23 protein-coding genes are annotated in these 26,221 nt (G+C 71.3%); 16 read left to right on the forward strand and 7 right to left on the reverse strand.

Annotated features, from left to right (window positions below; translation table 11 throughout):
- Positions 1 to 31: 31 nt before the first annotated feature.
- Entirely contained in the window at positions 32 to 1,009 is a 978-nt protein-coding gene (locus FHX37_RS02580; RefSeq protein ID WP_141921872.1) for an asparaginase, read from the reverse strand.
- 158 nt (positions 1,010 to 1,167) lie between these two features.
- Here FHX37_RS02580 and FHX37_RS02585 point away from each other — a divergent pair, with 158 nt between their 5' ends.
- From FHX37_RS02585 to FHX37_RS02615, 7 genes are all read left to right on the forward strand, one after another.
- Positions 1,168 to 2,112 carry a 3'-5' exonuclease gene (locus FHX37_RS02585; RefSeq protein ID WP_141921873.1) on the forward strand — a complete coding sequence of 315 codons (945 nt, stop codon included), beginning with the start codon at positions 1,168 to 1,170 and terminating at the stop codon, positions 2,110 to 2,112.
- A gap of 566 nt (positions 2,113 to 2,678) precedes the next feature.
- Positions 2,679 to 3,851 carry a PP2C family protein-serine/threonine phosphatase gene (locus FHX37_RS02590; protein WP_141924965.1) on the forward strand — a complete coding sequence of 391 codons (1,173 nt, stop codon included), beginning with the start codon at positions 2,679 to 2,681 and terminating at the stop codon, positions 3,849 to 3,851.
- Positions 3,852 to 3,865: 14 nt separating this feature from the next.
- Positions 3,866 to 5,563 (forward strand): sensor histidine kinase, encoded by a 1,698-nt coding sequence (locus FHX37_RS02595; RefSeq protein WP_211351877.1) that lies wholly within the window; start codon positions 3,866 to 3,868, stop codon positions 5,561 to 5,563.
- Positions 5,564 to 5,636: 73 nt separating this feature from the next.
- The gene (locus FHX37_RS02600; protein ID WP_246062344.1) at positions 5,637 to 6,014 is read left to right on the forward strand and encodes a response regulator; all 378 of its coding nucleotides are present in this window, start codon (positions 5,637 to 5,639) and stop codon (positions 6,012 to 6,014) included.
- A gap of 22 nt (positions 6,015 to 6,036) precedes the next feature.
- Positions 6,037 to 6,564: a low molecular weight protein-tyrosine-phosphatase gene (locus FHX37_RS02605; RefSeq protein WP_141921874.1), complete on the forward strand. Its 528-nt coding sequence runs from the start codon at positions 6,037 to 6,039 to the stop codon at positions 6,562 to 6,564.
- A 34-nt stretch (positions 6,565 to 6,598) separates the two neighbouring features.
- The gene (locus FHX37_RS02610; protein WP_141921875.1) at positions 6,599 to 7,468 is read left to right on the forward strand and encodes a fructosamine kinase family protein; all 870 of its coding nucleotides are present in this window, start codon (positions 6,599 to 6,601) and stop codon (positions 7,466 to 7,468) included.
- A 115-nt stretch (positions 7,469 to 7,583) separates the two neighbouring features.
- A complete protein-coding gene (locus FHX37_RS02615) occupies positions 7,584 to 8,492 on the forward strand; it encodes an IS5 family transposase (protein WP_141921537.1) in 909 nt (302 codons plus the stop codon).
- A gap of 33 nt (positions 8,493 to 8,525) precedes the next feature.
- Here the strand turns inward: FHX37_RS02615 and FHX37_RS02620 are convergent, their stop codons facing one another.
- Together FHX37_RS02620 and FHX37_RS02625 are read right to left on the reverse strand one after the other, a co-directional pair.
- Positions 8,526 to 9,128: a hypothetical protein gene (locus tag FHX37_RS02620; RefSeq protein ID WP_246062041.1), complete on the reverse strand. Its 603-nt coding sequence runs from the start codon at positions 9,126 to 9,128 to the stop codon at positions 8,526 to 8,528.
- Positions 9,125 to 9,439 carry an SHOCT domain-containing protein gene (locus tag FHX37_RS02625; protein WP_211351724.1) on the reverse strand — a complete coding sequence of 105 codons (315 nt, stop codon included), beginning with the start codon at positions 9,437 to 9,439 and terminating at the stop codon, positions 9,125 to 9,127. Before FHX37_RS02625 ends, FHX37_RS02620 begins: the two co-directional genes overlap by 4 nt.
- A 132-nt stretch (positions 9,440 to 9,571) precedes the next feature.
- On the opposite strand from FHX37_RS02625, the gene FHX37_RS02630 reads away from it, so the two are divergent.
- Positions 9,572 to 10,822, forward strand: a complete 1,251-nt coding sequence (locus FHX37_RS02630) for a sensor histidine kinase (protein ID WP_246062042.1) — start codon at positions 9,572 to 9,574, stop codon at positions 10,820 to 10,822.
- Positions 10,819 to 11,472, forward strand: coding sequence for a response regulator (locus FHX37_RS02635; protein WP_141921876.1), 654 nt, complete (start codon positions 10,819 to 10,821; stop codon positions 11,470 to 11,472). The genes FHX37_RS02630 and FHX37_RS02635 overlap by 4 nt, the downstream gene beginning before the upstream one ends.
- A gap of 16 nt (positions 11,473 to 11,488) precedes the next feature.
- On the opposite strand, the gene FHX37_RS02640 is transcribed toward FHX37_RS02635, so the two are convergent.
- From FHX37_RS02640 to FHX37_RS02650, 3 genes are all read right to left on the reverse strand, one after another.
- The gene (locus tag FHX37_RS02640) at positions 11,489 to 12,412 is read right to left on the reverse strand and encodes a carbohydrate ABC transporter permease (RefSeq protein ID WP_141921877.1); all 924 of its coding nucleotides are present in this window, start codon (positions 12,410 to 12,412) and stop codon (positions 11,489 to 11,491) included.
- Positions 12,409 to 13,389 carry a carbohydrate ABC transporter permease gene (locus FHX37_RS02645; protein WP_141921878.1) on the reverse strand — a complete coding sequence of 327 codons (981 nt, stop codon included), beginning with the start codon at positions 13,387 to 13,389 and terminating at the stop codon, positions 12,409 to 12,411. Before FHX37_RS02645 ends, FHX37_RS02640 begins: the two co-directional genes overlap by 4 nt.
- A 304-nt stretch (positions 13,390 to 13,693) precedes the next feature.
- Positions 13,694 to 15,046 (reverse strand): ABC transporter substrate-binding protein, encoded by a 1,353-nt coding sequence (locus tag FHX37_RS02650; RefSeq protein ID WP_141921879.1) that lies wholly within the window; start codon positions 15,044 to 15,046, stop codon positions 13,694 to 13,696.
- Positions 15,047 to 15,326: 280 nt separating this feature from the next.
- On the opposite strand from FHX37_RS02650, the gene lon reads away from it, so the two are divergent.
- Both lon and FHX37_RS02660 read left to right on the forward strand, forming a co-directional pair.
- Positions 15,327 to 17,756, forward strand: a complete 2,430-nt coding sequence (gene lon / locus FHX37_RS02655) for an endopeptidase La (RefSeq protein ID WP_141921880.1) — start codon at positions 15,327 to 15,329, stop codon at positions 17,754 to 17,756.
- Positions 17,757 to 17,851: 95 nt separating this feature from the next.
- Entirely contained in the window at positions 17,852 to 18,922 is a 1,071-nt protein-coding gene (locus tag FHX37_RS02660; RefSeq protein WP_211351725.1) for a Gfo/Idh/MocA family oxidoreductase, read from the forward strand.
- On the opposite strand, the gene FHX37_RS02665 is transcribed toward FHX37_RS02660, so the two are convergent.
- Positions 18,912 to 19,529, reverse strand: coding sequence for a TetR family transcriptional regulator (locus tag FHX37_RS02665; protein ID WP_141921881.1), 618 nt, complete (start codon positions 19,527 to 19,529; stop codon positions 18,912 to 18,914). The genes FHX37_RS02660 and FHX37_RS02665 overlap by 11 nt on opposite strands.
- 53 nt (positions 19,530 to 19,582) lie before the next feature.
- Here FHX37_RS02665 and FHX37_RS02670 point away from each other — a divergent pair, with 53 nt between their 5' ends.
- The 5 genes from FHX37_RS02670 (at position 19,583) to FHX37_RS02690 (ending at position 26,199) form a co-directional block, all read left to right on the forward strand.
- A complete protein-coding gene (locus FHX37_RS02670) occupies positions 19,583 to 20,827 on the forward strand; it encodes an MFS transporter (RefSeq protein WP_141921882.1) in 1,245 nt (414 codons plus the stop codon).
- Positions 20,828 to 20,890: 63 nt separating this feature from the next.
- Positions 20,891 to 22,099, forward strand: coding sequence for an oxygenase MpaB family protein (locus FHX37_RS02675; protein ID WP_141921883.1), 1,209 nt, complete (start codon positions 20,891 to 20,893; stop codon positions 22,097 to 22,099).
- Between the two features lie 81 nt (positions 22,100 to 22,180).
- A complete protein-coding gene (locus FHX37_RS02680) occupies positions 22,181 to 23,332 on the forward strand; it encodes an MFS transporter (protein ID WP_141924972.1) in 1,152 nt (383 codons plus the stop codon).
- Between the two features lie 274 nt (positions 23,333 to 23,606).
- Positions 23,607 to 24,956 (forward strand): four-carbon acid sugar kinase family protein, encoded by a 1,350-nt coding sequence (locus FHX37_RS02685; protein ID WP_141921884.1) that lies wholly within the window; start codon positions 23,607 to 23,609, stop codon positions 24,954 to 24,956.
- A gap of 118 nt (positions 24,957 to 25,074) precedes the next feature.
- Positions 25,075 to 26,199, forward strand: a complete 1,125-nt coding sequence (locus tag FHX37_RS02690) for an adenosine deaminase (protein ID WP_141921885.1) — start codon at positions 25,075 to 25,077, stop codon at positions 26,197 to 26,199.
- Positions 26,200 to 26,221: the final 22 nt, after the last annotated feature.

The following is a 26,221-nucleotide window of genomic DNA, read 5'->3' on the forward strand; positions in this document are numbered from 1 at the left end:
CCGGCGGGATTCCCCGCCCCGTTGACGGTCGTCAGGCGCTGCCGGGAGCGATCGGCCGGATGCTGCCCACCGTTCGGCCGCCGCCGTGGATGTCGGTGCTGAGCATGTCGCCGACCGGGGCGGTGTCCACCCCGAGTTCGGCGAGTGTGGACAGTGCCACCATCGTCCGGGCCCGGGTCGTCGCGTCGCCGTCGCTGACCTTCACCGCCACCGTCTCGCCGGTCGCGGTGGCCACCGCGATCACCCCCTCGGCGCCGATCTTGGACACGGTGCCGGGAAGCCGCCGCATCACGGTCGTGTCGTCGCGCTCCTCACCGGCGACGTGGGCGGGAAAGTCCCGCATCGCCCGGACGACCGCGGCCTCGGCGGAGCCTTCCGCGGCGCGCACCATCGTCTGCAGCCCGTGGGCGAGCCCCTCCAGGGACACGGCCAGCTGCGGCGCGCCGCACCCGTCCACGGTGGTGTGGGCGACCCGCTCCCCGCACAGTTCCTCGATGGTGTCGCGGACCAGCCGCTGCAGCGGGTGCTGCGGGTCGAGGTAGCTCCCGGTGTCCCAGCCCTGCTGGACGCAGGCGGACAGCATCGCCGCGTGCTTGCCGGAGCAGTTCATCAGCAGCGGTGTGGGTTCCCCACCCGTGCGCACCAGCTCCTCCCGGGCGGCCGGCCCCAGCGGCCGGTCGGCGGGACACTGCAGGTCCGCGGGCCCGAGCCCAGCGTCGGCGAGGATCGTGCGCACCGTCTCGGTGTGGATGCCCTCGCCGTTGTGGCTGCCCGCGGCGACAGCGATCTGCTCCCCGGAGATCGCGGCTCCGGCGCGCAGCGCCGCCAGCGCCTGGAACGGTTTCGCGGCCGAACGCGGAAGCACGGGGGTGCCGGGGGCGCCGCGGGTGACACCGACCGCCCCCGAGGCGGTGAGGCCCGCGACCGTGCCGTAGTGCACCCCTTCGCGGAAACCGGAACGGACCACCTCAACGAGGGGGGCGTACTGGGGCGGCTCCGTCGCGGGCATGGAACTCCTCACGGGGTCGACATCGTGTGATGGTGGGATGGCTGGGCCGACAATCGAGGATAATCCTCCCAGTCGGTCCCCTTCCCGGCGGTGGGTGGGAACGAACCGGATAGTGTCGGACCTCGGCCCGCAGCGAACACAGACAGGGGACGAGCGACGTGCTGGACCACCACCGTGCGCGGCGGGGGGCGATTCGGCCCGGGGAACTCACCCGGGCCCGCTCCGGTGCTCCCGCCGCGCGCAACCTGGAATACGCCGTGTTCCACCTGGTAGCCACCGAGCAGGGACCCGGCGGCGCGGAACGCGTGTGCGAGATCGCGGTCCTGCGGATGCGCGGCGACGGGACAGTGACGCGGGAGTTCACCACGTTCCTCGACCCCCGTGTGCCGCTCCGGGGACAACGGTTCCACGCCGTCACCGAGGCCGACACCCTCGGCGCTCCGCGAGCTGCCGACACGGTGGCGGAACTCACCCGGATCCTCTCCGGCGCTGTCGTGACGAGCCACGGTCTCGACACCACGCACCGGTTCCTCGACGCCGAGTTCCTCCCCGCCGGGCTGCCGGCCGGCATGCCGGGCCTGTGCACCCTGCGCACACTGCGTGCGCAACTGGACCTGGCGAACCACTCGCTGGCACGCGCCAGTCACACGCTCACCGGACACTGGCCCACCGCCCAGCACACGGCGCTGGGCCAGGCCCGTGCCTGCGCCCAGCTCCTGGCGGAGCTGCTGGACAACGCGCCCGGTGAGTTCCGCTACACCGGTCCCGCTCCGGTGTCACTGGAACCCCGCGCCACCGGAAGAGGCGCTCCGGCGGTGCGGACCAAGACCCGCAACCTCCCCCAGAACCCCCGGGTTCCCGCACACCGGGAAACACCGGCGCGGCCGCTCGCGGCGTGGCCGCACCACTGGCGGAGGCGGGAACTCGACCCGGAACTGTGCTCCGGCGGGTTCACCACCGCCGAACGCGACGCGGCCGTGGCCGAGGCCGAACGCCGCGGCCGCCGCACGGAGGCGACCGCGGCGGCACTGGCGACGACCGGAGCCCTCGCCGCTGTGGGGACGGCCACGGCCGTCGGGAGGCTCCTTCGCCGGTTGCGCTGAGAGGGCCCGTGCGCCGCGACCGCGGGGCCGGAACCCCGGGTGCGGCTGCCGTGGCGGCGCCCGCGCGGGCGGCTCGTCCCGCCTTCGGGACGTGACGGTGTGCTGCGACCGGCGCCGCGATATGCCAGGCTACGCACCAGCCCCGGCGTGCCACCGATGGGCCGAGCGAACTCCACGGGCACACCACGGGCGGTATTGTGGCGTGCGGCGGCATGCCCACGGACGTGCCGGAACCCGCGAGTTCCCCGAGGCAGCGTTGAATGTCTCTCGCGGTTCCTGTCTGGTAGGGAGGCCAGCGCTCCATTACGGTGTGCTGTCACAGGGATGAGGACTTCTCCGAGCGGGGCGGGCGCGGAAACCAGCCGGATCCGCCGTGACCGACAGCCGCGGGGAGGTGGAGAGGAATGCCGAGCGCCGAGGGACTTCAACGGGGACGCTGTGCTGCTCCAAGGAACCGGTCGACGTAGAGGCGATGCGTGGATATTAGGAGAACAGGGCACGACTCCGTGCCCCTGACAGATCCCGACTCCGGGGGTCCGGCCCAGCCCGACCCCGGAAGTGAGGGTATGCCGCAGGAGACGTCCGCCCCTGTCGGATCGGTTGACCTGCTCCTCGTCGAGGACGACGCCCAGGACGCGTTCCTGGTGGAGGAGCTGCTCGCCGAAACGGCACTCAAAGCCCACATCACCTGGGTCAGTACCCTCGCCGAGGCACGCGAGCACCTTTCCGGGTTCGACGGGTGCGTACTGCTGGACATGAACCTTCCCGACGCCAGCGGCATGAGCCTGCTCCGCGAGGTGCTCGGGGCGGCGGAGTCGGCGGCGGTCGTGGTGCTGACCGGTTTCGACGACGAGCACGAGGGCGTCGCCGCCGTGGCCGCCGGTGCCCAGGACTACCTCGTCAAAGGGCAGGTGGACGGCTCGCTGCTGGCACGCAGCCTCCGGTACTCCGTGGAGCGCCAGCGGGCGGACGAGAACGTGCGCCAGCTCCGCGAGGCGGAGATGTACGCCCGGGAGAACATGCGGCTGGAACGCGGCCTGCTCCCGCAGGTGCTGCTTGACAACTCCCCGTTGAGCCACCGTTCGTTCTACCGTCCGGGCCGCAAGCGCGCGGTCGTCGGCGGGGACTTCTTCGACGCCGTGCAGAAGGACGGCACGACGCACGTCATCGTCGGCGACGTGAGCGGGCACGGGCCCGATGAGGCCGCCCTGGGAGTGAGTCTGCGCATCGCCTGGCGCGCCCTGGTGATGGGAGGGGTGGCCGAGGAGGACGTCCTGCCCAAGCTCGAGGAGGTCCTCATGAGCGAGCGCGCCCAGGACGAGATGTACGCGACCCTGTGCCAGGCCAGCCTGGACACGGGAAGCGACCAGGTGCGCATCCGGCTGTTCGGCCACCCGCCCCCACTGCTCATCCAGGACGGCGAGGTCGCCGAGGTTCCGGCCTCCCCGCGCCCGCCCATGGGAGTGTTCCCGGGTGCCGACATCGACGTGGAGGAGTTCGCCCTCCCGCGCGGTGCGACCCTGCTGCTGTACACCGACGGGCTGGTGGACGCCCACGACGGGAACGAGGGCCGGCTGGAGGTTCAGGGGCTGCGCCGCATCCTCGACGGTGTGCTGCGGGGCGGCGTCGCGACCGTCGACGTTCCCGAGAGTCTCGTCGACGAGGCGGAACGGCACAACGGAGGTCCGCTGCAGGACGATGTCGCCATGCTGCTCCTCACCCACGGGGAGCACGCGTGAGCAGTACCGACGACGTGACCGAACCCGAGCGGGAGCAGCGGAGACGGTCGCTGTTCCACTGGAACCCCACCCCCTGGTCGCTGCGCCGCCGGGTCACCGTGCTGCTCGCGGCGGTGGCGGTGGTGCTCATCGCCGCCGTGTCGACCATCACCGTCTCGGCCTTCAACGCCCGGGACTCGCTGGCGCGCCAGGTGGACGAGCTGACCCCGGCGCAGGCCGCCGTGGAACAGACCATGTCGGCCTACCTCAACCAGGACAACGGGATCCGGGGCTACGCCCTCACCTCCGACACCGAGTTCCTCACCCCGTACAACGACGGGGTCCAGGACCTGGAGGAGAGCCGGTCCATCCTGCGGGGGATCGCGGGCAACAACTCCGACATCGACGCCGCCATCGAGGAGCTGCTGGCGGCCGGTGACGCCTGGACCCACGATTTCGCCGAACCCACCCTGGAGAAGGTGCGTTCCGGCGAGGAGGTCAGCGCCGAGGACTACCGGCTCGGCCGGAAACGGTTCGCGGAGCTGCGCCACGCGGCCAGTGAGGCCGACAATCGCATCGGCCAGGAACTGTCCCAGGAGCGGGAGCGACTCACCCAGGCCACCCAGCAGGTCGTCGCGCTGCTGATCCTGGTGGGTGTCGTGGTGGTCGTCCTGTCCGTGTTCCTGTGGGTGATGCTGCAGCACTGGGTGCTGCGGCCGCTGGACGACCTGGGCAACCACCTGCAGCAGGTCTCGGAGGGCTACTACGCCCACCGGATCGAGTTGGAGGGGCCGCCCGAGATCGAACGGGTCGGCAGGGACGTCGACGTCATGCGGGAACGCATCGTCAGGGACCTGCACGAGGTCGGTGCGGCGCGCCGCCAGTTGCAGGAGCAGTCGGAGCTGCTCGAACGCCAGACGGACGAGCTGCGCCGCTCCAACCTGGAACTGGAGCAGTTCGCCTACGTCGCCTCGCACGACCTGCAGGAGCCGTTGCGGAAGGTGGCCAGTTTCTGCCAGCTGCTGCAGCGCCGTTACCGGGGGCAGCTCGACGAGCGCGCCGACTCCTACATCGACTTCGCCGTCGAGGGCGCCAAACGCATGCAGACCCTCATCAACGACCTGTTGGCGTTCTCCCGGGTGGGGCGTACGAAGGAGTTCACGGAGGTAGACCTCGACGCCGCGCTCACCGACGCGCTGAGCAGCCTGGAACCCCGGCTGGAGGACGCCGAGGCCGAGGTCACCCGCGAGGATATGCCGACCGTGGAGGGCGACCGGACCCTGTTGACCCAGGTGTTCTTCAACCTCGTCGGCAACGCGGTGAAGTTCCGCGGTACGGAACCGGCACGGGTGCACGTCAGTGTCGAACGGGACGGTGACGAGTGGGTTTTCTGCTGTTCGGACAACGGCATCGGGATCGACCCGCAGTACGCGGAACGTATCTTCGTGATCTTCCAGCGGCTGCACACCCGGGACAAATACGGTGGCACCGGTATCGGCCTGGCCATGTGCAAGAAGATCGTGGAGTTCCACGGAGGACGGATCTGGCTGGGCGCCACGGAGGAGAACGTGGGTACCCGCATATGCTGGTCGTTGCCCGCCCTCGACAGCGGCGGAACGGACGAGCGCGACACCGCGGCCCAGTCCCCGAAGGAGCCCGCGTCCGAGCCGGAAGCGGACGAGGACACCGCGCACACGGCCGGGCACGCGGACGACGACACCGAGAAGGTCTGAGACATTGACTGAGAACGAGGAGGGGCACCCCATAGAGGTGCTGCTGGTCGAGGACGATCCCGGTGATGTCCTGATGACGAAGGAGGCGTTCGCGGAACACAAGGTCGGCAACCGGCTGCACGTGGCCTCCGACGGGGTCGAGGCGCTGCGGTTCCTCCGCAGGGAGGGAGAGCACGCCGACGCTCCGCAGCCGCACCTCATCCTGCTCGACCTCAACCTGCCCCGCAAGGACGGCCGGGAGGTGCTCGAGGAGGTCAAGAAGGACGACACGCTGTCGCACATCCCCATCGTGGTACTCACCACCTCGGAGGCCGAGGAGGACATCCTGCGCAGCTACCGGTTGCACGCCAACGCCTACGTGGCCAAACCCGTCGACTTCGACCAGTTCATCCAGGTGGTCCAGCAGATCGACGACTTCTTCGTTACCGTGGTGCGGCTCCCCCGAGGTTGAACTGGAATACGGTGGCAGAACGATGAGTGTGCCGGAACCCCGCGATCCCGCCGGGCCCTACCGCGTGTGCCTGGTGTGCCTGGGCAACATCTGCCGTTCCCCGATGGCGGCCCAGGTGCTGTGGTCCCATCTGGAACGCGCCGGACTGGCCGGCGCCGTCGAGGTCGACAGTGCCGGTACGGGTGACTGGCACGTCGGCTCGGACATGGACCCCCGGGCGGCGTCCACCCTGCGGATACACGGGTACTTCACGGACCATGCCGCGCGGCGGTTCGACCCCGCCTGGTTCGCGGAGCGCGACCTCGTGCTGGCGATGGACCGCGACAACTACGACGACCTGCGTAGGCTCGCCTCCAGCGTGGGAGCCGACCCGGACCGGCTGCGGATGTTCCGTTCGTTCGCCACCGACACCGACCCCGCGTCCGAGGTCCCGGATCCGTACTACGGCGGTAAGGACGGCTTCGGCACGGTGCTGACCATGATCGAGAGCGCCGCGGCCGGGCTGGTCGGGGAACTCGCCGCGCGGCTGGGCACACAGCGAGCGGACTGAGCGCGAACCGAGCCGACGTCACGAGGAGGAACGCGTGCGCCCCGTCACCGAGCGTGTCGCCGAACTCACCGGCCGGGAGATCACCCGGCTCGTCCCGCTCGGCGCCAGCCACGAGTGGGAGCTGTACCGTGCCGCGCCCGACACCGGAGAGTCCCTGTTCGTCAAGGCGCTCCCGGAGACGACCCCCGATACGGCGTTCTCGGGCCTGTTCGACACCGAGGCCCGCGGCCTGGCGTGGCTGGGCGCCTCCTCATCCGCGCCGGTGCCCCGAGTCGCCGGATGGGACGCGCACACCCTCGTGATGTCGTGGGTGGAGCAACACCCGCCCACCCCGGCGGCGGCGGAACGGTTCGGCCGGCAGCTGGCGGCGATGCACCTGTCCGGAGCGGACACGTTCGGCGCCGACCGCGACGGCTACATCGGCCCGCTCCCGCTGGACAACACCCCGTGCGACACGTGGCCCGAGTTCTACGCGCGCCGCCGGCTGGAGCCCTACCTCCGCCGGGCCGCGGACAGCGGGGCGCTGACCCCCGCCGACGTGCGCGAGGTCGAACGGGTCATCGACCGGATCGACGGTCTCACCGGCGAACCCGAACCGCCGGCCCGGGTGCACGGCGACCTGTGGAGCGGCAACGTGCTGTGGCAGGACGACGGCGCGGTCGTGATCGACCCCGCGGCGCACGGCGGGCACCGCGAGGTCGACCTCGCCATGCTCGCGCTGTTCGGCCTGCCCCACCTGGACCGGGTGCGCGACGCCTACAACGAGGCCGCCCCGCTCAAGGACGGGTGGCGCTCCCGGATCGCCCTGCACCAGCTGCACCCGCTGCTGGTGCACGTGTGCCTGTTCGGCGCCGCCTACCGGACCACCACCCTGGAGGCGGCGCGGGCGGCGCTGCGCGGCTAGGTCCTGTTTAAGAAGTCCGGCTTGTCCTGCTTCTCCGGCATGTCGGGGCTGCGCATGAGCGAGGTCTCCGGTAGATGGGACAACGACCAAGCAGCCCATCTACACGGAGACCTCGGTGGCCAGGGTATCGATCGGAGGACGCAACGATCTCACCGACAAGCAGTGGCGCGTGCTCGAACCGCTGCTGCCCGCCAGGAGCGGACGCGGAAAGCCGCCCATATGGAGCCGCCGCCAACTGCTGGACGGCATCCGCTGGCGCACCCGCATCGGCGCGCCCTGGCGCGACGTGCCCGAACGCTACGGCCACTGGCAATCGGTCTACCACCTGCTGCGGACCTGGCAGCGCGCCGGGATCTGGACACTGATCGCGGCGAAACTGCGGGCCTGGGCCGATACGGCCGGGCTCATCGACTGGCGGGTCTCGGTCGACTCCACGACGTGCCGGGCCCACCCCCACGCCGCCGGCGCCCGCCGCACCCCCTACGACCAGGTCGAACCGCCCGGGGACGAACCCCGCGACCACGCACTGGGACGCTCGCGCGGCGGGTGGGGCACCAAGCTCCACCTCGCCGGAGAGCAGGGCCGCAAACCCCTGGCGGTGGTGGTGGGCGCCGGCCACCGCGGCGACAGCCCGCAGTTCGCGCGAGTGCTGGAGCGCATCCGCGTGGCCCGCCCGGGGCCAGGGCGCCCGCGCACCCGGCCCGACCGCGTGCTGGCCGACAAGGCCTACTCCTCCCGGAGCAATCGCGCCTACCTACGGCGCAGGAAGATCCCCGCGACCATCGCCGAGCCCGCCGACCAGCGGGCCCACCGCAAAGCCCGGGGGTCGGCGGGCGGCCGGCCGCCCGCTTTCGATGCCCGGGCCTATCGGGACCGCCATGCGGTGGAGTGCGGCGTAGGGCTGCTCAAGCAATTCCGCGCGGTGGCCACGCGCTACGACAAGCTCGCCCTGCGCTACGAGGCCACGGTCCACATCGCCGTGATCGACATCTGGCTACGCGACCTCGCAACAACACCTTCTTAAACACGGCCTAGGTCCTGTTTTGGGCGCTGTTCGTCACGAGCGGCGCCCGCCGAGCGGGGCCCGACGTCGGGACGGTCCGCCCCGCGCGCGGCGCGTACGGCCGAACGGTTTGACCGTGCTCAGCACCGACGTCAACGCCAGTACCGACAGCGCCACCGACAGCGCGACCAGCGTCCGCAGCCGCGCGATGTCGGCAGGCAGGGCGCCGTCCCGCGCCGTCTCCGCCAGGTCCAGCACCTGCGGCCCCAGGGAGAGGTTGCTGCCGAGCACGAGAACGACGGTCAACCCCAGCTTGAGCGCCACCCAGTAGTAACGGAACACCCCCCACGGAGTGCCCACCGCCAGGACCAGGCCGGTACCCAACGAGGCGAGGCTGACCGGCGCCACCAGTGCGGTGACGAGCAGGCCCGCCGCGCTGTAGGCGTCGGCGGCGCGGGCGGGGTCGTCGCGGGCCGTACCGAGGGCGAGCAGCGCCACGAGCGAGGCGTGGAGCCCCAGCCACCCGACCGAGGTGATGACGTGCGCGCTCAGCAGCGCGGAGCGCCACCGCCGGGGCAGCCGGAGCCGCGCCTGACCGGACGCGGGCACCGGCCGGGTGGGCTCCGGTGCGGCCGTGGAACGGACCCGTTCCGTCACGGTCGCCTCCCGGAGGAACCGCCGACGGTCCAGCCCAGGGCCGCGGCGCGTTCCCGGAACTCGTCGGCGTCGATGTCGCCGCGCGCGAAACGCTCGGCCAGAACGCGCCTGGCCGCGCCCTCGGGCGGTTCGGCCGAACCGCCCCGTGCGGCGTCGCCGGAGCGGCGGGCCAGGTACCACACGGCCAGACCGAGCAGCGCGAGGAACAGGAGGAGCAGCAGGGGGCCGGCGAGAAACGCCGCCGGACACGCTTCCCAGGGTGGTGTGTGCCGGATCGTCGCGAGGACTCCGGCGAGTACTGTCGTGTTCATGGTTCCAGCGTCCCGACGGCGCTCGCGCGTGTCGTCGGCCGTGGCGCGTCCTTTCGGCTACGCACCGGCGCGTAGGGCGGATACGCGGTGCGGACGACGTCAGCCGGCGGGGCGCTCGCTACCCTGAACGGCGTGGACACCCCTGTGGAACCCGCGGGACAGGCCGGCCGGTCCCGGTGGAGGCGGAAGCTCGCCCTGGACGCGCCCCTGGGACTGGTGGCGGGTGCGCTCACGCTGCTGGGAGCCCACTGGCACGCCGCCCGGTCGAACGGTTGGGACCCCGGCCCTCCGGGAGCGCAGGGCCCTCCCGGGCCGCCGTGGGGCGCTGCCGGGGACGTCGGGCTCCCGCCGAGCGCCTACGCGTGCGCCGTGGTCATCGTCGGCTGCGTGGCCGTGCGCAGGATCTGGCCACGCGGCGCGTTCGCCGTGGCGGCGCTGGCCATCGCGGTCTTCGTCGGTACCGGTAACGGCTACGGGCCGGTCCTGCTCGGTCCGGCGCTGCTGGTGTTCGCCATGGCGGCGGCGTTCCCACCGCGTAGTTGGGTGCCGTGGACGGCACTGATGCTGCCGCTGGTGGTGGTCCTGGGACTGGATCGTCCCTACCTCGGGCTGGTCGACACGGACACCGCGGCGCGGCTGGTGCTCGTCCTGGCGGTGGTGGCCGTGCCGGCGGCGCTGGGGGTGATCGCGCGTACCTACCGGGAGAACGCCCGGCGGGAGCGCGAACGCGCCCTCGCGGAGTCCGCCCACCAGGAGCGGCTGCGTATCGCGCGGGAGGTGCACGACGTCGTCGGCCACAGCCTCTCGGTGATCAACATGCAGGCGGGGGCGGCACTGCACGTGCTGGGCAGCCGTCCGGACCAGGTCGAGTCCTCGCTGACCGCCATCCGGCAGACGAGCAAGGACGCGTTGGACGAGCTGCGCGGCACGCTCGCGGTGTTCCGCGACCCCCGGGCCGCGCGGGGTGCCAACCGGGAGCCGCTGCCGGGCCTGGCCGACCTCGACGAGCTCGTGGACTCCTCCTCCGGGGCGGGTGGCCGGGTGGCGAGCGTGCGCACGGTCGGCGAACCGGTTACGCTTCCCGCGGCCGTGGACCACGCCGCGTACCGCATCGTCCAGGAGGCGCTGACGAACGTGGTGCGGCACGCCGGCGGTGCCGACGCGGCCGTGCGGATCACCTACCGCCCGCGGGAGGTCGTCGTGGAGGTCACGGACGAGGGGCCGGCCAGGCCCCAGGACGAGCCCGCCGCCGGCGGCGGCACCGCGGGTATGCGGGAACGCGCCGCCGCGGTCGGGGGAAGCCTGTCGGTCGGGCCGCGGTCCGGCGGCGGTTACGCGGTGCGCGCCGTGCTGCCGTTGGACACCCCGTCGGAGCGGCCATGACGGTGCGGGTGGCGGTGGCCGACGACCAGGCCCTCGTCCGCATGGGGTTGAACGTGCTCATCGAGGCCGAGGAGGACCTGGAATCCGCCGGGGAGGCGGCGGACGGCCGGCAAGCGGTGGAACTGGTGCGCGCCCGGCATCCCGACGTCATCCTGATGGACGTGCGGATGCCCGGGATGGACGGCATCGCCGCGCTGCGCGAGATCGCTTCCGACGAGCGGCTGTCCGGGACCCGGGTCGTCGTGCTGACGACGTTCGAACTGGACGAGTACGTTTTCGACGCGCTGCGGGGCGGAGCCTGCGGGTTCCTGATCAAGGACAGCGAACCCGCGGAACTGCTGCGCGCCATCCGGCTGGCAGCCGAGGGCGAGTCGCTGCTGTCCCCGTCGGTGACCCGGCGGGTCATATCCGCCTTCGTGTCGCGGCAGCCGTCCGGGACGCCGCGGCCCGAACTGGGATCGCTCACCGAGCGGGAGCGGGAGGTGCTGGCCCTGGTGGGGGAGGGGCTGTCGAACGAGGAGATCGCCGGCCGCCTCGTGGTCAGCCCGGACACAGCACGCACCCACGTCAGCAGGGCCATGGTGAAACTGCACGCCCGGGACCGCGCGCAGCTGGTCGTGCTGGCCTACCGCGCCGGGCTGGTCGGCTGAGGCCGCGGCGCGGCGCTCACCCCTTCACGCTCCCGGCGAGCAGGCCGCGCACGAAGTAGCGCTGCAGCGCGAAGAACACCAGCAGTGGCACGATCATCGACACGAACGCGCCGGCGGTGAGCCGCTGCCACTCGTCGCCGCGGGTGCCGGCCAGTTCCGCCAGGCGGACGGTGAGCGGCGCCACCTCCACACTGCCGCCGGCGAAGATCAGCGCGACCAGCAGGTCGTTCCACACCCACAGGAACTGGAAGATCGCCAGTGACACCAGGGCGGGCACCGTCAGGGGCAGAACGATCCGCCGGAATATGGCGCCGTGGCCCGCCCCGTCGGCACGGGCGGCCTCGATGAGGGTGCGCGGCAGTTGGGAGACGAAGTTGTGCATGAGGAAGATGCCCAGCGGGAGGCCGAAGATGGTGTGGGCGAGCCACACCGTGGTGAACTGGAACGCTCCGGACAGTTCCCATGCCGGCATGACCTGCACCCCGCCGACGGAGATCCCCTCGGAGAACACCTGCAGCAGCGGTACCAGCGACATCTGGAGCGGGACGATCTGCAGCGCGAATATCCCCACGAAGAGCCAGTCGCGTCCGGGGAAGCGCATCCACGCCAGGCCGTAGGCGCTCAGCGCCGCGATCCCGACCACGAAGACCATGGTGGGGACGGCGATGGTGAAGGAGTTGACGAAGTAGCTGGCGAGCTGCCCGGAGGTGGCGTCGCCGAACAGGACCTCGTCGTAGTTGCGCAGGGTCACCTCCGGCTGGGAGAGGAACGTCCACCAGCCGGAGGTTTTGATGTGCTCCTCGGGACGCAGCGAGGAGATGAGCAGTCCCGCCGTCGGGACGGTCCACAGGACGGCGAGCACGAGTGCCGCCACACTGCCGGCGTGGCCGGACAGGCGCTGTCCGACACGCCGCACGGCCGGTGTCGTCGCGGGGGTCACTGGGCCTCCCTAGTGCGCCGGGTGTTGCGGATCTGGATGAGAACGAGCGGGATGACCAGGACGAACAGGAAGACGGCCAGCGCGGACCCGTGGCCGAGCTCGCTGTAACGGAACGCCTGGTTGTACATCTCGTTCGCGATGACGGAGGTGGAGAACTGGCCCCCGGTCATAGTCCGCACGATGTCGAAGACCTTCAGGGTCTGTACGGAGATCGTGATCAGCACGACCGTGGCCGTCGGCCACACGCTGGGCAGTGTGATGCGCCAGAAGAGCTGCCAGCCATTCACCCCGTCGATCCGGGCGGCCTCGACGATGTCGGCAGGGATGGCCTTGATGGCGGCGGACAGCACCACCATCGCGAACCCGGCCTGGATCCAGATCAGGACGACGATGAGCAGCAGCGTGTTCAGCGGTTCGATGAGCAGCCACTGGCGCGGTTCGCCGCCGGCCCACACGACGAGCTGGTTCAGGATCCCGATCTGGTCGTCCTGGGGCCGCTTGTAGGCGTAGACGAACTTCCAGATGATGCTGGCGCCGACGAACGATATCGCCATCGGCATGAACAGCAGCGACTTGGCGACGGCCTCGAACCGCGAACGGTCCACCAGTACCGCGTAGACCAGGCCGACCGCTGTGGCCAGCACCGGGGCGAGAACCACCCACAGCAGCGTGTTGCGCAGCACCACCAGCGTCTCGGGCTCGGTGAACATCCACACGTAGTTGCCCAGGCCCACCCAGGTGTCGCCGGAGCCGTCCATGAACGACAGCACGGTGGTGCGGGTCGCCGGGTAGACGAGTCCGCCCAACAGCAGGAGGGCGGCCGGACTGAGGAAGCACAGCGCCTGCCACCAGTCGTACCTGGTGCGGGGCCCCTGGTCGACGACGATCAGCAGCAGTCCCACGGCGGCGAGGAACGCCGACACGCCGATCGCCAACCAGAGAAGTTTGGGCAGCTCGGTGAGGATGTCGAAACCCATGGGGTCCTTCCGGTGGGTCCGGGACCGGGCGCCGCCGCGGCGGCGCCCGGGGAGTGCGCCGGGATCTGCCCGACGGGCGCTGCCCGTCCCGAGCGGCGCGGTCAGCGCCGCGCGGTGGGACAACGGCCCGTCGGGCAGGCCTAGGTCCTGTTTTTCGGACGCTTGTCCTGCTGCGCGCCGCCCCAGGACACCGCCCGGCGGTGTTCTCGTCGGTCGACGGAGGGTCCGCTCCGCCTCCCTCCTCGGCCTTGCCGGGCGGCACCGGAGACGCCGCTCGCGACGAACAGCGCCCAAAAAACAGGACCTAGTCGGGCCAGGAGTCCTCCACGTAGGTGAGGGTCTTCTCGGTGTCGTCACCGTTGATCCAGTTGGTCATCCCGCGCCAGAAGGTCCCCGCGCCGACGGCGGCCGGCATGTTGTCCGAGCCGTCCCAGCGCATCACGGTGTCCGGGGAGCGCAGCAGTTCGGCGGAGTAGCGGTCGTTGGGGTTGTCCAGCCCGTCGAGGTCGAGGTCCCGGTGGGCGGAGAACCACGCGCCCTCGGCGGCGCGGCGGTCGGCGTAGTCGACGGTCGCCAGGTACTCCTGGACCGCGACCACCTCGGGCCGGTCGGCGAAGGCGGCGGTGAACTCCCCGCCGCCGAGGACGGGGTTCTCGCCGTCCTCGCCGATGGGCGGGAGGTTGAACGCGAACACCTCGCCGTCCTCGGAGACGTCGGTGTCCTCGGGCCAGTTGGCGGCGTAGAAGGAGCCCTGCATGTGCATCCCGCACTCCTTGTCCAGGACGGGCAGCCCGGCGTCCTGGGAGGAGGTGGTGACGATGCTCTTCACACCGCCGTGCCCGCCGTTGACGTAGTCGCCGTCGCGCAGGATGGTGTCCACCCGTTCGAGCGCGTCGGCGACCTTGGGGTCGTCGAACGGGATCTCGTGGTTGACCCACTGGTCGTAGACCTCGGGGCCGTGCTCGCGCAGCATCACGTTCTCCAGCCAGTCCGTGGCGGGCCAGCCGGTGGCCTCGCCGGACTCGATGCCGGCGCACCACGGGGTGATGCCGTCGTCGACCATCCGGTCGCTGAGGTCGGTCATCTCCGACCAGGTCTGCGGGATCTCGTAGCCGTTGTCGTCGAACACCTCGGGGGAGTACCACACGAGGGACTTGACGTTGGCCCCGAGCGGGGTGCCGTAGAGCTCGCCGTCGGTACGGGCGTAGTCCAGCCAGTCGTCGGTCCAGCCCTCCTCGGCGCGCTGGCGCACCTCGTCCGGCAGCGGGAGCGCCTCTCCGTCCTCGGCGAACCGGGTGAGGAGGCCGGGCTGGGGGAAGAAGGCGATGTCGGGCGCGTTCCCCCCGTCGACCTTGACCTGGATCTGGGCCTCGAACTCGCCACTGCCCTCGTACTGGATGTCGATGTCGGTGCAGTCGGTGAAGTCCTGCCACGCCCGCTGCATCCGCTGGCCCTCCTCGGCGCGGATGGAGGCGTAGATGTCGACGGTTCCGCTGATTCCCTGCCATTCCTGGAAGGGTTCGCATGCGGCCGAGTCGGGGTCGAGACCCTGGCCGCTCTCGCCCGCGAGGTAGCCGCATCCGCTCGCGACGAGGAGCAGCGGGAGGCTGGCGGCCAGGGCCGCGGCGGGGCGTGGTCGGGCGGTGGGCACGGACATGCGCACCTCCTGTCGGGGACCGGGTGCTGGTATAGACCGGAAGCTTCGATGGAAGTCCGTATACGGCCGCGTGTCCACAGGTGTGGTCCAGGCAACATCTAACGGTTGAATTACAACACGTCGCTTCCGGGCGAGGCTGCAGCGCAGCGCGCCGTGGCGCAAACGGGCGACAGGAGAGGAGCGGCGGCGGTTGCCCCGATCGCCCCCAGCGAACGCACGAGGGGGAACAAAACCGGGCTCGTTTTTATTGAGTATGAGTGACTCAACTAGGAGGGTTCCGATGACCGAAGCTCGCTCCAGCGTGACGCTGCCCGTACTCCCTCTCGACGACGACGCCGTCCTCCCCGGGATGGTCGTCCCGGTTGACATGTCCGAGCCCGAGGTCCGCGCGGCGGTCGAGGCAGCGCAGGCGGAAAACGACAGTGAATCCAAGGTTCCCGGAGTCCGGTCGAACACCAGCCAGGGCAAACCGAGGGTGCTGGCCGTCCCCCGCATCGACGGTTCCTACGCCGGCACCGGCGCTGTCGCGATCCTGGAACACACGGGCCGCACACCCGACGGAAGCCAGGCGGCGGTCCTGCGGGCGACGGCCCGCGCCCGCGTCGGCAGCGGTACCGCCGGCCCGGGTACGGCCCTGTGGGTCTCGGCCGATATCCACAACACGGAGGCCCCCGAGGGCGGTTATCCCGGCAAGGTCCACGAGCAGGCGCGCGAACTCAAGTCGCTGTTCACCACCTACCTGCAGAAACGCGGCGCCTGGCAGGTGCTGGACGGTATCCAGCAGCTCGACGACCCAGGGCAACTGGCCGACCGCGGCGGCTACTCCCCCTTCCTGACCGCCTCCCAGAAGCTGGAACTGCTGGAGACCCACGACGTCTCCGAGCGGCTCACCCGCCTCAGCACGTGGATCCGCGACTACCTGACCGAACTGGACGTGGCCGAGAGCATCGAGCAGGACGTCCAGGAGGGCGTGGACAAGCAGCAGCGCGAGTTCCTGCTGCGCCGCCAGATGGACGCGATCCGCAAGGAGCTCAACGAACTCAACGGCACCCCCGGAAGCGAGGAGGACGACTACCGCCAGCGGGTGGACAACGCCGACCTCCCCGACCACGTCCGCGACGCCGCCCTGACCGAGGTGGACAAGCTGGAGCGCGCCGGCGACTCCGCCCCCGAGTCCGGGTGGATCCGCACCTGGCTGGACACCATCCTGGCGATGCCCTGGAACAGCCGCACCGATGACGTGTACGACATCCCGGGAGCCCGCGAGGTCCTGGACGCCGACCACGCCGGACTCACCGACGTCAAGGAACGCATCGTGGAGTACCTCGCGGTGCGCAAACGCCGGGAGGAACAGGGGCTCGGCGTCGTCGGCGGCAGGCGCAGCGGCGCGGTGCTCGCCCTGGTCGGCCCGCCCGGTGTCGGCAAGACCTCGCTGGGGGAGTCGGTGGCGCGCTCCATGGGGCGCGCGTTCACCCGGGTCGCCCTCGGCGGAGTCCGGGACGAGGCCGAGATCCGCGGGCACCGGCGCACCTACGTCGGGGCACTGCCCGGCCGCATAGCCCGGGCCGTCAAGGAGGCCGGGACGATGAACCCGGTGGTGCTGCTGGACGAGGTGGACAAGCTCGGCAGCGACTTCCGCGGGGACCCCACCTCGGCCCTGCTGGAGGTGCTCGACCCGGCGCAGAACCACACCTTCCGCGACCACTACCTGGACGTCGACCTCGACCTGTCCGACGTGGTGTTCCTCGCGACCGCCAACGACCTGGAGTCCGTCCCCGCGCCTCTGCTGGACCGGATGGAACTGGTCGAACTCGACGGTTACACCGAGGACGAGAAGGTCACGATCGCCGTGGACCACCTGCTGCCGCGCCAGCTGGAGAAGGCGGGACTCGCGGGTGAGGACGCCGGGATCTCCGCCGCGGCGCTGCGCCGCATCGCCACGGAGTACACCCGGGAGGCCGGTGTGCGCGGCATGGAGCGCACCGTCGCGCGGGTGCTGCGCAAGATCGCGGCCAGCGCAGCCCTGGGTGAGCAGGAGCTTCCCGTGACCGTCGATGCCGACGACCTCCCCGGCTACATCGGCCGGCCCAAGCACACTCCCGAGTCGGCCGACCGGACGGCGGTTCCCGGGGTGGCCACCGGACTGGCGGTCACCGGTACGGGCGGGGACGTGCTGTTCGTCGAGGCGTCGCTGGCGGACCCGGAGACGGGCGGCAGCGGTCTGACCCTGACCGGCCACCTCGGGGACGTGATGAAGGAGTCCGCCCAGATCGCGCTCTCCTACCTGCAGTCCCACGGTGCGGAACTGGAACTGCCCGTGGGGGACCTGAAGGACCGCGGGGTGCACCTGCACGTCCCCGCCGGCGCCATCCCCAAGGACGGCCCCAGCGCCGGTGTCACCATGGCCGCGGCGCTGGCGTCGCTGCTGTCGGGGCGCCGCGCGCGCTGGGACGTGGGGATGACCGGTGAGGTCTCGCTCACCGGCCGGGTGCTGCCGATCGGCGGTGTGAAGCAGAAACTGCTGGCGGCGCACCGCGCGGGGGCGACCACGGTGCTGATCCCGGCCCGCAACGAGCCCGACCTGGACGACGTGCCGGAGGACATCCGGGACCAGCTCACGGTGCACGCGGTGAGTGACATCCGCCAGGTGCTGGAGCTGGCGCTGGAGCCGGCCGGCACCGCCGAACAGGCGCGGCCGATGGTCGCCTGAGGGGCGCCCCGAAGGTGTCTCGGCCCTGGCCGTGTCGGGTGAGGCTGGCGGGGAAACGGTCGTCGTCGGGAAACAGGCGGTTTAGGGTTGGGCCCATGAGCTCTGCGAGTGCTTCCGGATCGGACCTGCACGTGGCCGTCGTCGGGTACGGCAAGGGTGGCGCGGTGTTCCACGCGCCGCTGATCGACGCCACTCCGGGGATGCGGCTGTCCGCCGTGGTCACCGGAAACCCCCAGCGCCAGGAAGCGGCGCGCGAACGCTACCCGAACGCCGACGTGCTCGCGTCGGCCGACGAGCTGTGGGAGCGCTCCGGGGAGATCGACGTCGCCGTGGTGACCACACCGAACGACACCCACGCCCCGCTGGCACGCTCCGCGCTGAAGTCCGGCATGGCGGTGGTCGTGGACAAACCGTTCGCGGTGTCCGCGGCCGAGGCGCGCGAGCTCGCCGAGGAGGCGGAGCGGTTGGAGCAGGTGCTGACCGTGTACCAGAACCGCCGGTGGGACAGTGACTTCCTCACTGCCTGGAAGCTGGTGGACGAGGGAACGCTGGGCAGGGTCCACCGGTTCGAGTCCCGGTTCGAGCGGTGGCGCCCGGAGAGCAAGGGGACGTGGCGGGAACGCGGAAGCGCGGAGTCGGGAGCGGGGATCCTGTACGACCTGGGTCCGCACCTCATCGACCAGGCCATCAACCTCTTCGGGCCGGTCGCCTCGGTCTACGCCGAACTCGACGCGCGCCGGTCCGGGGTCACCGCCGACGACGACGCCTTCCTCGCCCTCACCCACACCTGCGGGGTGCGTTCCCACCTGTGGATGAGCGCGCTCACCGCCCAGCTCGGACCGCGGCTGCGGATCCTGGGCGACGAGGCCGCGTTCACCGTGGCGGGTTTCGACAGCCAGGAGGAGCGGCTCGACCGGGGCGAACGTCCCGACGCTCCCGACTGGGGGGTCGAGCCCGAGTCCGCGTGGGGACAGGTGGGCCGCGACGGCGCGCTGCGTTCCGTGTCCAGCGAGCACGGTGACTACCCGGCGTTCTACGCCGCCGTGCGGGACGCTGTCGCCTCCGGCGAGCCGGCGCCGGTGGGGCTGCACGAGGTGGTGCACGGCCTCGAGGTGATCGAGGCCGCCCAGCGTAGCGCCAGTACCGCCCAGGTGGTCAGGCCGTAGCCTCCGTGTTGTCGGGTTCCGGCGGTGCGACGCCCCGCACCGCCGCGCGTGCCATGCGCACCACGTGCTCGCGCATCTCGGCGCGGCCCCGCTCGGTGTGGGCGTCCGGCCCCAGCAGCAGCCGGGCGGACTGCGGCATGGCCTGGGACCACGCCGCGAGCCCGAGGAGGGACAGCACGGTCCTCGCGGCGGTGCTGTCCGGTTCGATCCCGAGCGTCCGGGCGACGGCGACGATCTTGTCGGCGTAGTGGTCGGCGCGCTGCTCCTCGTCCGGGGCGGGACCCGTGCCGTAGTACAGCGACTCCCACATCATCAGCCGCAGCATCGTCGGGTTGTTCCGCTGGGCGTCGTACACCCGCCCGACCCACTCCCCGATGTCCTCACCCGGGGTGGGCAGGGATGCGGAGTGTTCGGCCTTCGCCGCGTCGAGCACCGCCTGGAACAGTTTCTCCTTGCTGCCGAAGTGGCCGTAGACCCGTTCCTTGTTCACCCCGGCGCGTTCCGCTATGCGGTCGATGCGGGCTCCGGCGATCCCCGACTCGGCGAACTCCCCGCGGCCGGCCTCCAGTAGCTTGCGCCGCGTCGCCGACGCGTCCCGTGTTGCCATGGCCACAGTATAACCGATTGACACCCAACTAGTTGGTTGGTTTATTTGGTGCCATGACAGAAACACTCCCCACGGCGGCCACGGGTGTGTCGACAGCGGCGCCGACCCGGGGGCGCGGCTATCTCGCGGTGCAACTCCTGCTGCTGTCGGCCGGTGCCCTGGTCGCGACCGGACAGATGTACCTACCTCTGCCGCTATTGCAGCTCATCGCGGATTCCACTGGCGGAACGGTGCAGGCGGCGAGCTGGACGGTCACAGCGTTCGCCGCCGGTTACGCGGTCGGTTTCCTGGTGCTGGGCCCCCTCGGTCCACGGGTCGGCTACCGCGGGATGATCACCCTCGGGCTCGGCGTCACGGCTGCTCTCACCCTCCTGGCGGGAAGCATGCCAACTATCCAGTTGGTTCTGGTGGTGCGAGTGGCGCAGGGGTTCGCGGCCTCGGCCTTCGGCCCGGCCGCCATGGCCTACATCACCCGGCACTTCCCCGCCCACCGCCGCGCGCTCGCGTTCGCCGTGCTGACCAGCTCGTTCCTCGCCTCCGCCGTCCTCGCCCAGGTCGGTGCCCAGGCGCTGGGCGACACCCAGGGGTGGCGCGCCCCCTTCCTCACCTCCGCCCTGGCGACCGCCGTCGTGACCGGACTCACCGGACTCCTGCTGACACGCGACGTCCCCGACCGGTCCACCCGCCCCTCGGCGGCCTACCGCGGGATGCTGGCGGCGGCGACCACCCCGCGGCTCATACCGCTGTTCCTGGTGGCACTGGCCGTGCTGTTCGGTTTCGTCGGCCTGTACGCCGCGATCCAGCTCATCAACCCCCTGGACGTGGCCGCGAACCCGACCGAACTGCTCACCCTGCGCGCCAGCGCCCTGCCCGCCATCGTCCTGGCGCCGGTGCTCATGCAGCCCTTCAGCCGCGTGCCCCCGGGATACCGGCTCGCGCTCAGTGTCACCGCCGCCGCCCTGTTCCTGGTACTGGCCGCGCTGTCGGCGCCCACCGTCGGATCGGTCGCCCTGTTCACCGTGCTGCTGGGGTGCTTCGTGCTCGCCATCGCCCTGGCCGCCCCCTCCGCCCTGCACGTGATCAGTGCCAACGCCGCCCACAACGTGAGCGGTGCCTCCGCGATGTACAGCTTCTGGCTGTTTCTGGGGTCCACCGCCTCGGCGCCCGTCGTGGCGGGCTTCGCCCCGCTCGGTTTCACCGGGGTGAGCGTCGTCTTCGCCGTGGTCATGCTCCTCGGTGCGGGAGCCGCCCTGCTGTCCGCCCGGCGCTCCCCAAACGCGGCCGCCGCAACGGCGTAGGGCCCAGAAACCCGCCGTGTGGCGGGATCGGTAGAGTCCCCGCGACGATCGCTTGGAGGAACAATGCCGACGACCCCCACACCGGCGGCGCCCCGGCGCCGGAAACCCACCATCGACGGTCTCCAGCCCCGCTTCTGCGCCCAGCCGGCGGAGCTGCTCAACCGCGGCCTGCGCACCGGCGACCCCACCGCGGACGCCGCGGTGGCGGAGCTGCGCTCCCACGGAGCAGCGGCGCGGCGGGCGCTGACCACGGGTCTGGAGTCCGGGCTGGCGGCGCTGCACGACCCGCCCCCGGCCATCGCGGAGCTACTGCGGGAGTCGGAAGGGGTAACGGCGGGAGCCGACCCCGAACTGCTGGAGCGGGGGGACACCGCCAGCCTCGGAATCGAACCGTTCTGGAGCCGGATGGCCTTCGCGCTCGGTTCCCTGGTGCACACCTACAGCGCACCCGCCATCGCCCGGGTGCTCGCCGGAACCGGCAAACTCACCAGCACCGACACCGCCGCCCGCCGGCTGGGAGAGACCGGGCTGTGGCGCAACAACGCCATCCTGCCGGGCGGTCTGCTGCGCGGAGCCCCCGGTTACACCGCCACCGTCCAGGTACGACTACTGCACGCCCGTGTCCGCGCCCACGCCCTGGAAGGGGACTGGGACACCGAGGAGTGGGGCGTGCCCATCAACCAGGTGGACACGGTCCGAACCTGGCTGGACTTCACCATCGTCCCGTTCCGGGCGCTGCAGCGGCTGGGTATCGAGATCCCCGCGGAGGAGGAACGCGACCTCTACCGCTACTGGCACACCATCGCGGCCCTGCTGGGACTGTCCCCCGGGTTCTACCGCGACATCACCGACCACACCACGGCGAGCGAGCTCCTGGAACTGGTGGACGCAACCAACGCCGCCCCGGACACCCACGCCCGTACCCTCGTCGAGGCCCTCCTGGGAGCGCTGATCCACAGCCCGCTGGGAGGGGCCATGGCGATGCCCGAGCCGGAGATGCGCAGGCTCCTCGTCGGTCTGACCCGGGTGATGCAGGGCGAGGAGGTGGCCGACGGCCTGGGACTGGAACGCGTGGACGTCGCCCCCTTCCTCCCGCTGCTGGCGATGGGCAACGCCGGCGTCCGCCGCTGGCAGCGTGCCACCCCCGAGACCCGGGAGCGGGCCATGGCCGAGTCCGTCGAGCACCGGCGCGCCGAGTTCGCCAACCTCCCGGACACGGAGTACCAGGCCCACGCGCACACCACGGAACCCCGCGGGAATAGCGTCGGGTGAGTGGGTGACATCGGAGGCCGGGAGCGCCACTGGCGGGGACACAGCGCGGGAAGCAGGGAGTACCGGCGCATCGTCGCCGCGATGACCGCGGCCGGTATCGCGACGTTCGCGCAGCTGTACGCGGTGCAGGCCGTCCTGCCCGGGATGGCGGAGACCTTCTCCGCCTCCTCCTCCCGGGTGGCGCTCAGCGTGTCGTTCGCCACCGGCGGGCTCGCCGCCTGCGTACTCCTCTGGAGCGGTCTCGCCGACCGGGTGGGTCGGGTGCGTGTCATGACCGTTTCCCTGGGGGCCGCCACCCTCCTGGGACTGGCGGCTCCCCTCGCCCCCGGAATGGGAACGCTGCTGGCGCTGCGAGCCGCCCAGGGCGCGGCCCTGGGCGGTGTGCCGGCCGTCGCCATGGCCTACCTCGCCGAGGAGGTCAACCCCAGACACCTGTCCCGCGCCGCCGGCGCCTACATCGCGGGCAACACGGTCGGCGGGATGGCCGGACGCCTGGTCGCCGGGGTCGTCTCCGACGTGGCCGGGTGGCGCTGGGGGATCGGCGCGGACTCCCTCCTGGGGCTGGCCGCCCTCGCCCTCTTCCTCACCGCCGTTCCCCGGCCCCGCGGGTTCCGCCCCACCCGCCGCCGCGGTTCCGGTCCCGGGCTGGCCCGGCGGCTGCGCGACAGTGTCACCGACCCGGGGCTGGTCGCGCTGTACTGCCAGGCCCTGTTCCTCATGGGCGGTTTCGTCACCGTCTACAACTACCTGGGCTTCCGGATGACGGGCGGTGAGTTCGGCCTGTCCCAGACCCTGGTGGCGTTCCTGTTCGTCACCTACCTCGCCGGAACCGTGAGTTCCGCCGCCGTGGGCCGGGTGACCGAACGCACCGGCCGCCACACCGTCCTGCTCGTCTGCGTGGTCATGATGGCCCTCGGCACGCTCGCGCTGCTGGGCGACTCGCTGGCCATCGTCGTTCCGGGGCTGCTGGTGCTGACGTTCTTCTTCTTCGCCGCGCACGCCACCGCCTCCGGCTGGGTCGGCCACCGCGCCCCCGCCAACGCCCGAGCCCAGGCCGGCGCGCTGTACACCCTGTCCTACTATCTCGGATCCAGCGGGTTCGGCTGGCTCGGCGGGGTGTTCTACGACCACGTCGGCTGGGGCGGTGTCGTCGCCTACGTCGTCGCCCTGTGCGCGGCGGCGGCCCTGGCCGGTCTGGCACTGGTGGTGCCGCGCTCCGCGCGGCGGCGCTGACGCTGCGCCCCCGAGCCAGCGAGTCGACTACGTTCCCCGGGCCGGAAGGCGGCACCGGCGTTCGCGGTGGCGCGCCGGACCCTGTGCGGCGGACGCCGCCCGTCGGGAGCGCCACGGTCGAGGGCCAGGGCGGAGCGCGGCTCCTGCGCCGAGCGGACGAGACCCCCGCCGACGCGGTGCTGGAGCGGCGCGCAGCGGGACGAGCGCCCGCTGGACAGGGCCTAGGGTGAGAGGTGACCCCGCCCCCGCCGAACCCCGTGCATAGGAGTCTGGTATGGCTCAGGTTCTCGTTGTCGCTGACGACCTCACCGGCGCCAACGCCACCGGCGCCCGGTTCGCGCGCGCCGGGATGCGGGTGGCCACGGTGACTCCCGAACACGTGACATCGGTGGCGGACGAGTACGACGTCGTGGTGGCCAACCTCGACAGCAGGCACGTCTCCCCGCAACAGGCCGCCGACCTCGTCACCGACGTCATCGAGGCGATATGGCCGGTGGGTCTGGTGGTGAAACGCACCGACACCACCCTGCGCGGCAACGTCGGCGCGGAGGTGGAAGCGGCGTGGCGCGCGGTGCGTGACCGGCTGCCCGCCAACCAGCGGGTGCGCGCGCTGATGGTGCCGGCCTTCCCCAACTCGGGCCGCACCACCGTCGACGGGGTGCAGATGCTGGACGGCACCCCGCTGGAGCGCACCGAGCTGGTCAGCGACCCGTTCTGCCCGATGTCCACCAGTGTGGTGGCCGACATCCTGCGGGAGCAGACGGACCTCGCCGTGCGGCACGTTCCGATCCGGCAGGTCACCCAGACCATGCTCACCGCCGACCTGGTGGCGGGTGAGGAGCCGATCGTCCTGTGCGACGCGCTGGACGAGCGCCACCTCACCGACATAGCCGAGGCCGCCGCCGAAGCCCACCGCACGGACGGAACCGTGTGGGTGGCGGTGGACCCCGGAGCGAGCAGCACCCAGCTGTCCTACGCGTTGCGGCTGCGCGGGCAGGCCGGGGCGCGGGGCCCGATGCTCGCCGTGGCGGGCAGCCTCACCGAGGTGACCCAGCGCCAGATGGACACCCTCGCCCGCAGCGGCCCGGTGAAGTTCGTCGACATCGACGTGGAACGCCTCACCGACCCCCGCGACGACCACGCCCAGGAGGTGGCCCGGGAACTCACCAGCCAGCTCACCTCCGCGGGGTTCCCCGAACTGGTCGTGGCGCGCGCTCTCCCAGTACGGGAGGGCGCCGGGGGAACGCCGTCCCGGCGCGCGCTTCCGGGCCGACTCGCCGAGCTCGTGTGCGAGGTCGTCCAGGACGTGCACGAGGAGGCCGGGGCGCACTCCCTACCCAGTGGCCTCTACCTCACCGGTGGGGACGTCATCTCCAGCGTGCTCGACGAGCTCGGGGTGCACGCCTTCGAGGTCGGTGGTGAGGTGCTTCCGCTAGCGGTGCACGGCCACCTGAGCGGCGGCCCCCTGGACGGAACCCCCACGGTCACGAAGGGCGGACTGGTGGGCGACGACACCGCCGCCTCCGAGTGCGTGGCCAAACTGCGGCGAGCGGCCCAGACCCGGCTGTTGCAGGTGTACTCCGAGGTCTCGGAACACATCATCCCGAACACGTCCGGTAGCTGAGACCCGGCTGTCGACCACTGCGAGCTGACTCACATCCTCCCAGGGCAGCGCACCATGGTGTGCGTGGTCTACACTGCCGGGAAATTTACCCAAGTAGAAGACGATTCCAAGGAGGATGATGACACAACTGGCATACGGAACGCTCCAGCAACTGCCCAAGGTGCTCCTGCACGACAACCTCGAGGGCGGCCTCCGGCCCAGCACCCTCGTGGAACTCGCCGCGGAGCAGGGCTACACGGGCCTTCCCGCCGAGGAGCCCGGCCGGCTGCAGGAGTGGTACGCCCGGGAAGGGGCGCGGCTGCACGAGGCGGAATCCGTGCGCTTCGAACCGGTGCTGGACCTGTTGCAGACCCGGGAGGCACTGACCCGGGTGGCGGCCGAGTGCGCCCAGGACCTCGCCGAGGACGGCGTCGTCTACGCCGAGGTCAAGGTGGCGCCGGAGCTGCACACCCGTCAGGACCTCAACAGGGAGGAGGTCGTGGCCGCGGTCCTGGAGGGACTGCGCGTGGGGGAGGCCAAGTCCCGGCTGTTCGGGCGCACCGTCGACGTGCGGCTGCTGCTCACCGCGATGCGGCAGGCGGCCGACTCGTTGGAGATCGCCGACCTCGCGGTGCGGTACCGGCACCAGGGGGTCGCGGGCTTCGACATCTCCGGGCCCGAGGCGGGGTACCCGCCCACACGCCACATCTCGGCCTGCGAGTACATCAAGCGGGAGAACTTCAACCTCACCCTGCACGCGGGGGAAGGGTTCGGACTCTCCTCGATCTGGGAAGCGATCCAGTGGTGCGGCGCGGAACGGCTCGGCCAGGGCGTGCGCATCATCGACGACATCGCCGTGGCCGAGGACGGCTCGGCCAAACTGGGACAGCTCGCCTCCTTCGTCCGGGACAAGCGGATACCGCTGGAACTGTGCCCCAGTTCCAACGTGAACACCGGCGTCGTGCGCGACCTGTCCGAGCACCCGGTGGAGGTGCTGCGGAAACTGCGGTTCCGCGCCACCATCAACACCGACAACCGGATGCTCGACCGCACCTCGATGACCGAGGAGTTCTCCCGGCTCGCCGACGAGTTCGGTTACGGCCTGGAGGAACTGCGGTGGTTCACGGTGAACGCGATGAAATCCGCTTTCACCAGCCACGACGAGCGTCTCGCGCTGATCAACCACACGATCAAGCCCGGCTACGCCACGGTGCGTTCCGGATACGCCAGCGCGGCGTTCTTCCGCCAGGAAGACGCCTGGTAACCAGCCGCTGCCACCGGGCCGG

The organism is Haloactinospora alba (assembly GCF_006717075.1).
In the GTDB taxonomy this organism is placed as follows: Bacteria; Actinomycetota; Actinomycetes; order Streptosporangiales; family Streptosporangiaceae; genus Haloactinospora; species Haloactinospora alba.

Bases quoted from the DNA above. Each gene is read 5' to 3' on its own strand.
- FHX37_RS02580 (WP_141921872.1), bottom strand. From the start codon at position 1,009: ATGCCCGCGACGGAGCCGCCCCAGTACGCCCCCCTCGTTGAGGTGGTC.
- FHX37_RS02590 (WP_141924965.1), top strand. From the start codon at position 2,679: ATGCCGCAGGAGACGTCCGCCCCTGTCGGATCGGTTGACCTGCTCCTC.
- FHX37_RS02600 (WP_246062344.1), top strand. From the start codon at position 5,637: ATGACGAAGGAGGCGTTCGCGGAACACAAGGTCGGCAACCGGCTGCAC.
- FHX37_RS02605 (WP_141921874.1), top strand. From the start codon at position 6,037: ATGAGTGTGCCGGAACCCCGCGATCCCGCCGGGCCCTACCGCGTGTGC.
- FHX37_RS02625 (WP_211351724.1), bottom strand. From the start codon at position 9,439: ATGAACACGACAGTACTCGCCGGAGTCCTCGCGACGATCCGGCACACA.
- FHX37_RS02635 (WP_141921876.1), top strand. From the start codon at position 10,819: ATGACGGTGCGGGTGGCGGTGGCCGACGACCAGGCCCTCGTCCGCATG.
- FHX37_RS02645 (WP_141921878.1), bottom strand. From the start codon at position 13,389: ATGGGTTTCGACATCCTCACCGAGCTGCCCAAACTTCTCTGGTTGGCG.
- FHX37_RS02650 (WP_141921879.1), bottom strand. From the start codon at position 15,046: ATGTCCGTGCCCACCGCCCGACCACGCCCCGCCGCGGCCCTGGCCGCC.
- lon (WP_141921880.1), top strand. From the start codon at position 15,327: ATGACCGAAGCTCGCTCCAGCGTGACGCTGCCCGTACTCCCTCTCGAC.
- FHX37_RS02660 (WP_211351725.1), top strand. From the start codon at position 17,852: ATGAGCTCTGCGAGTGCTTCCGGATCGGACCTGCACGTGGCCGTCGTC.
- FHX37_RS02665 (WP_141921881.1), bottom strand. From the start codon at position 19,529: ATGGCAACACGGGACGCGTCGGCGACGCGGCGCAAGCTACTGGAGGCC.
- FHX37_RS02670 (WP_141921882.1), top strand. From the start codon at position 19,583: ATGACAGAAACACTCCCCACGGCGGCCACGGGTGTGTCGACAGCGGCG.
- FHX37_RS02675 (WP_141921883.1), top strand. From the start codon at position 20,891: ATGCCGACGACCCCCACACCGGCGGCGCCCCGGCGCCGGAAACCCACC.
- FHX37_RS02680 (WP_141924972.1), top strand. From the start codon at position 22,181: ATGACCGCGGCCGGTATCGCGACGTTCGCGCAGCTGTACGCGGTGCAG.
- FHX37_RS02685 (WP_141921884.1), top strand. From the start codon at position 23,607: ATGGCTCAGGTTCTCGTTGTCGCTGACGACCTCACCGGCGCCAACGCC.
- FHX37_RS02690 (WP_141921885.1), top strand. From the start codon at position 25,075: ATGACACAACTGGCATACGGAACGCTCCAGCAACTGCCCAAGGTGCTC.